The sequence below is a fragment of the Methanocalculus sp. genome (assembly GCF_029762515.1).
Classification (GTDB): Archaea; Halobacteriota; Methanomicrobia; order Methanomicrobiales; family Methanocorpusculaceae; genus Methanocalculus.
Genome location: NZ_JARVGN010000325.1, coordinates 1 through 2,694, shown reverse-complemented (window position 1 = coordinate 2,694; position 2,694 = coordinate 1). Strand labels below are relative to the sequence as shown.

The following is a 2,694-nucleotide window of genomic DNA, read 5'->3' as shown; positions in this document are numbered from 1 at the left end:
CCAGGCCATATGCCATAAAAGAGCCATACTGCATGATGGCAACGTTATTGGATGTAAGGAAAGCATGATCGGGGAAATGCGAGCTCATAATAACCGAGAGACCTGTCTCCACCAATCTGTCGATGATATCGAGTACCTTAATCTGGTTGCCGAAATCAAGATGCGACGTTGGTTCGTCAAGGAGCAGAATCGATGGATCCTGCGTCAGGGCACGGGCAATGACAGCAAGCTGGTACTCCCCCCCTGAGATCTCGTTCACCGGCTTTTCTGCGATCTTTGTGATCCCGACGAGTTCGATCTTCTCGTCAGCTCTTTGAAAATCCTCCCTTCCAGGAGAGGAGAATGCCGCAAGGTGGGGAGCCCTTCCCATCAGCACAAAATCCCTGACTGAAAAGGGAAAGACGATCTCATGAGCCTGTGGAACATACCCGATCTTTTTTGCAATATCAACGGGTCTGGTTTTTGCCATATCCTTCCCAAAGAGGTGTATCGATCCATCACAGAGGGAATGCAAATTTGCCAGGCACCGGATGAGGGTGGATTTTCCTATCCCGTTAGGACCCAGAATACAGAGTACCTCACCACCCTTGAGAGAGAACGAGACATCCGAAAAGATCGGCGATCCCCCGGGATAGGAAAAACCGGCATTCGCTACTTCTAAAATCATGTCCATCCCACCGAACGCTTACCCAGCAGATATGCAAAGAATGGTGCCCCGATGATCGCGGTGAGTATTCCAAGAGGGATCTCAGTACTCGTCAGATTCCGTGCAATGGTATCAATAACAAGCAGATAGGATGACCCAAGAAGAAATGAGACCGGAATCAACTTTTTATTATCAGGTCCAACAAGCATCCGGCCAAGATGGGGAACGACAAGGCCAACCCATCCGATGATGCCCGCAATACATACCGCCCCGGCGGTGATGAAGGTAGAACAGAGTATAATCACCTGTGACATCCGTTTCGTATCGATTCCTAGTGTCCGTGCTTCATCATCACCAACGGCAAGCAGGTTGATCCTCCATCTGATCAAAATGAGAATTGATGTTGAAATGAGAAGTGGGGGAGCAATTAGGAAGAGCTCGGTATATCTAACCGATGCGAGGCTTCCCATCAGCCAGAAGGTGATCGCGGGGAGTTTATCATAGGGATCGGCAACATATTTGGTGAGTGATATTAATGCGGTAAAGAAAGCTCCGACGATAATACCGGATAAAACAAGGATAAGGGTTGGCGTTCTGCGATAGACTCTACTAAGGAAATACGTGATTGTAACAGCAACAATACCAAAAAAGAACGCTGATAGCTGCACAAACAATGAGCTGGCCGAGAGAAGGAGTGCAAGTGCCGCACCAAACCCGGCACCCGAGGAGACACCCAGAATATCAGGGGAAACAAGCGGATTTTTAAAGAGACCCTGATATGCCGCTCCTGCTATGGCAAGCCCACCTCCAACAAATACCGCTGCAATCGCTCTGGGAAGTCGGATCTGATAGATGATATTCTGTTCTGCTACTGTCCAGTCGGGATCGATATGGAGGAGATTCCCGGGGAAAAGATTGGCTATTGGAGCTATAAGGACTCTTATAACTTGTAATGGAGATATTTCGAAATGACCTAAAAAAAGAGTGATGATAAATAGCAATGGTAAAATTCCGTAGATCAACAGCGAACTCATAACCTTTCGGTTGAAAAACGGACGAAGAATGAGGTATGTATTTGAAATAGAATGTATGAACGTTGACATCTATTCACCATTTTTGATATACCATATCTTCTGAACACAAAATTTTCCAGAAGCTTCTGATAGAGAGATACTATTGTGAGACACTCTGCATTATAACGGTCAGAAAATCAATTTATAAATATTATCATTTTGCATTAGTAAATAATTTTTAATTAACAATACTATCATTTACAGGTTAATTATCTTCAAACAACCATCCATACCCTGAGAAGAGGAGCATTTCTTTGTCCGGATTGACCCTGTTAGAGAACGATTAAAATCGCATCTATCACCTTATTTTGTATTTAAAGGATGAATGACAGAATTCTGAGATAGCAGACCTCTACAATGAACCATGGGTTTAATTAACCCCATTGATCATTACAAATTCCAGAAATTATCAGTTATTTTATCGATTAACGGATTCAAAAGACTAAAAAAAAACAAACGCGCATCAGATGTTTGTCATAGAAGACACCCCATCAGTACGGTACTTCATACCTGAGCTACCACCGGGGCAGGGCGATCAAGATGATGATAAGAAGAAATATGATCGCGAGTATCCTGATCCAGAGCGGGATATTCATACCGGGAGATTCAGTTTTTGGAGCCTCCGGATGCGGCATCTCCTCTTCGGATTCAACAACGAATGCTCCCTGGTATCCGCATCGCTTGCAGCGCCACTCTGATCCAATATAACCTCCGACAGTCTGAAAGAGATCATTGCTTCCGCACTGTGGACACCGCCGCATACATGGCATGCACCCGCAGAGGCTATCAATATTCCCCCTGATACACAGAGTGGAGATTCAGGCACTACGGGACATGGGATCAGTCTGCCTCAGAGTGACTCATAGGGTTCATCACCCACCGATAAACCGGTGTCAGAACGAATTTCTCATCATCGGCAGCGGCGGGCGTACTCAGCTGCGGCGGCCGCCGGATCATCTGCGCCATAAATTGCAC

Annotated in this window: 3 protein-coding genes; all 3 read right to left on the bottom strand. The window is 45.8% G+C overall.

What is annotated here, in order from left to right:
- Positions 1 to 667: ABC transporter ATP-binding protein (locus QCH34_RS10365; protein ID WP_300333801.1), on the bottom strand; the 667-nt coding region annotated here is incomplete at its 3' end.
- Positions 664 to 1,680: an iron ABC transporter permease gene (locus QCH34_RS10360; protein WP_300333799.1), complete on the bottom strand. Its 1,017-nt coding sequence runs from the start codon at positions 1,678 to 1,680 to the stop codon at positions 664 to 666. The genes QCH34_RS10360 and QCH34_RS10365, both read right to left, overlap by 4 nt.
- 554 nt (positions 1,681 to 2,234) lie before the next feature.
- Complete coding sequence (locus QCH34_RS10355; RefSeq protein WP_300333796.1) at positions 2,235 to 2,480, bottom strand: hypothetical protein; 246 nt, start codon at positions 2,478 to 2,480, stop codon at positions 2,235 to 2,237.
- Positions 2,481 to 2,694: the final 214 nt, after the last annotated feature.